2 tRNA genes and 2 rRNA genes (1 of these 4 running past the window's edge) are annotated in these 3642 nt (G+C 44.4%); all 4 read right to left on the minus strand.

Annotation, left to right across the window (positions count from 1 at the left end):
* A 23S ribosomal RNA gene (locus ABD935_RS16515) occupies window positions 1–350 on the minus strand; it reaches 2477 nt to the left of the window's first position.
* 249 nt (window positions 351–599) lie between these two features.
* Window positions 600–673, minus strand: a tRNA-Ala gene (locus ABD935_RS16520).
* Window positions 674–775: 102 nt separating this feature from the next.
* A tRNA-Ile gene (locus tag ABD935_RS16525) sits at window positions 776–849 on the minus strand.
* A gap of 86 nt (window positions 850–935) precedes the next feature.
* A 16S ribosomal RNA gene (locus ABD935_RS16530) occupies window positions 936–2453 on the minus strand.
* Together the 16S and 23S rRNA genes with 2 tRNA genes alongside form the textbook arrangement of a ribosomal RNA operon.
* Between the last annotated feature and the right edge of the window lie 1189 nt (window positions 2454–3642).

Raw genomic sequence — 3642 nt, forward strand, 5'->3', positions numbered from 1 at the left:
ACCGTCTATGGCCCCTCTTTCCAAAGGGTTCTAATTCATCGTGCTTCTAATGTTGTGGTCCTACAACCCCGGTATTGCCGTAACAACACCGGTTTGGGCTAATCCAATTTCGCTCGCCGCTACTATCGGAATCACTTTTGTTTTCTTCTCCTCCGGGTACTTAGATGTTTCAGTTCTCCGGGTTTGCTCCTCTTGCGAGGTGACATATCTTCAATATGCCGGGTTGCCCCATTCGGATATCTGCGGATCAAATCGTGTGTGCCGATCCCCGCAGCTTTTCGCAGCTTATCACGTCCTTCTTCGCCTCTGAGAGCCTAGGCATTCCCCATACGCCCTTATTTAGCTTATTGTACTTTTTGCTTTTTTAATGAGTTACTATTCAGTTTACAGTTTTCAGTCCCAGTTCTCAGTAAATAATTACTAAGCCTTGTTTCCTACACCCCATAAACTAAACGTTTTAATTAATTGCACATCGCTCGTTGTGAGTGCAATTAATTTACAATTATTATACTATTGGATAAATCCAACAGTACTTTTTCATGTATCTTTTTTCAATATGTCAATGAACTTTCATTAATTGATCTAAACCAATTAAATAGTGGAGAATATCGGAGTCGAACCGATGACCTCCTGCGTGCAAGGCAGGCGCTCTAGCCAGCTGAGCTAATCCCCCGTTTCTTTAAGTTGACAGTCCACAGTCTGCAGTATGCAGTCGCTTGTTGCCGACTTTTTGGTGGATAGTCTTCTTCTAGAATTTCCTTTATTTAGTAGTTAGTAGTCTCAGGCAGACTCGAACTGCCGACCTCTACATTATCAGTGTAGCGCTCTAACCAGCTGAGCTATGAGACTCTACTAAATCTTTATCTTAAATTAACAGCAATGAGAATAAACTACCCTTTATAATAGTATGATACTTTTTAGTCGTCTTTCTCTAGAAAGGAGGTGTTCCAGCCGCACCTTCCGGTACGGCTACCTTGTTACGACTTAGCCCTAGTTACCGATTTTACCCTAGGCCGCTCCTTACGGTGACGGACTTCAGGCACTCCCAGCTTCCATGGCTTGACGGGCGGTGTGTACAAGGCCCGGGAACGTATTCACCGCATCATGGCTGATATGCGATTACTAGCGATTCCAGCTTCACGGAGTCGAGTTGCAGACTCCGATCCGAACTGTGATAGGGTTTGTAGATTCGCTCCTGGTCGCCCAGTGGCTGCTCTCTGTCCCTACCATTGTAGCACGTGTGTAGCCCAGGACGTAAGGGCCGTGATGATTTGACGTCATCCCCACCTTCCTCACAGTTTGCACTGGCAGTCTTGTTAGAGTTCCCGACATGACTCGCTGGCAACTAACAACAGGGGTTGCGCTCGTTATAGGACTTAACCTGACACCTCACGGCACGAGCTGACGACAACCATGCAGCACCTTGTAAATTGCCCGAAGGAAAGTCTATCTCTAAACCTGTCAATCTACATTTAAGCCCTGGTAAGGTTCCTCGCGTATCATCGAATTAAACCACATGCTCCACCGCTTGTGCGGGCCCCCGTCAATTCCTTTGAGTTTCATTCTTGCGAACGTACTCCCCAGGTGGGATACTTATCACTTTCGCTTAGCCACTGAGCCGAGGCCCAACAGCTAGTATCCATCGTTTACGGCGTGGACTACCAGGGTATCTAATCCTGTTCGCTACCCACGCTTTCGTCCATCAGTGTCAGTTGATTGTTAGTAATCTGCCTTCGCAATTGGTATTCTATGTAATATCTATGCATTTCACCGCTACACTACATATTCTAACTACTTCACAATAACTCAAGATAACCAGTATCAAGGGCAATTCTACAGTTGAGCTGCAGACTTTCACCCCTGACTTAATTATCCACCTACGGACCCTTTAAACCCAATGATTCCGGATAACGCTTGGATCCTCCGTATTACCGCGGCTGCTGGCACGGAGTTAGCCGATCCTTATTCTTACAGTACCGTCAAGCCTCTACACGTAGAGGTGTTTCTTCCTGTATAAAAGCAGTTTACAACCCATAGGGCAGTCTTCCTGCACGCGGCATGGCTGGATCAGAGTTGCCTCCATTGTCCAATATTCCTCACTGCTGCCTCCCGTAGGAGTCTGGTCCGTGTCTCAGTACCAGTGTGGGGGATCCCCCTCTCAGGGCCCCTACCTATCGTAGCCTTGGTGTGCCGTTACCACACCAACTAGCTAATAGGACGCATACTCATCTTCTGCCGTAACCTTTAATGCAAGCTCCATGAGAAGCAAGCATACTATGAGGTATTAATCCAAATTTCTCTGGGCTATCCCTCAGCAAAAGGTAGATTGTATACGCGTTACGCACCCGTGCGCCGGTCGTCAGCGGGAGCAAGCCCCCCTGTTACCCCTCGACTTGCATGTGTTAGGCCTGCCGCTAGCGTTCATCCTGAGCCAGGATCAAACTCTTCATCGTTAATTTTTGTGTGTTGCGCTTGATGAATCAAGGCAACAGCTCTTAACAACTAATCAGAATCTCTAGTACTCAAAATAATCTATTCTCTTTGTTGAAGTAAACCGTTTCCAATTTACTTCTTACGCTGTCAATTCAATATGTCTATGAACTTGTTTCTTTATTTTCTCAGCTTGTTTCCTTGCTAAGCGGGTGCAAATATAAAACCCTTTTTTAACTCCCACAATACTTTTTTAATCTTTTTTTGAAAAAAGTTCTTGACGACTTTTTTACTTAAGTATTACCGTAATCGTGAATGAACTTCGCTATAAAGGCAGTGCCTTTTTTAGCGGCTGCAAACATACAACCCTTTTTTGTTCCCAAAAAGCTTTTTTAAAACTTTTTTTGATTTATTTCTCAATGCTTTTAGGAACGTCGCTTTGCCGTTGGATACATCCGTATCCTTTTGCTTAGCGGGTGCAAAGATACTCCTCATTTCTACATATCCTAGACTTTTTTCACTCTTTTTTGAACTCTTTTTTAACTGCCTTGTTCACTGGTGTTTATAACTGTTGTTTTTTTCTCTTTGGTGAGGTTTGTTTTCCGTTCCGATGGCTTACTTGCTTTTTAGACCTGTCCTTATTATTATTGCTACTTTTTTATGGACGAAACCAGGATAGCGGATTGGGGGGATCGTTCCAGAGTAACTTGATTTGATTTGCGTGCTTCTTGGATGTTATGCCATAAGCTGATAATGACCGGGTTTTGTAGCGCAAAGGCGCTAAGGCGCAAAGCTGGGACCGGTTGCTGAAAATTGTTGCGCAGAGATGCGCAGGGTTTTCACAGAGATACGCAGAGGGTGCCCGTTGAGACTCACAGAATCTTTATCTAGGACAAGAAAAGAAGTATCTGTTGTTTTTTATCTCACTAAGCCTCCAAGGTGGCCGGCCGGTTTTTGATTGTAATGGTCATGAAACTTTAAAAAGCGCGTTGAGCCTTTATTGTTTTTGTGGATTTGCTTTTTAAATACACACCCTATTATATGCCTATAAATAACATGGCTCGATAAAACCGCACTTGGTTGCGAGATACTTGCATAGCTGGTATGAACGCGTTAGGGATTGAAACGGCATCCTTTTTTTTAAAACAATACCAAAACTGAGACTTAGAACAAAGCTTATACAGATTGCCACGTCGCTCACTCCTCGCAATG

Origin of the sequence: Algibacter agarivorans, from assembly GCF_039543245.1 — a bacterium.
In the GTDB taxonomy this organism is placed as follows: Bacteria; Bacteroidota; Bacteroidia; order Flavobacteriales; family Flavobacteriaceae; genus Algibacter_G; species Algibacter_G agarivorans.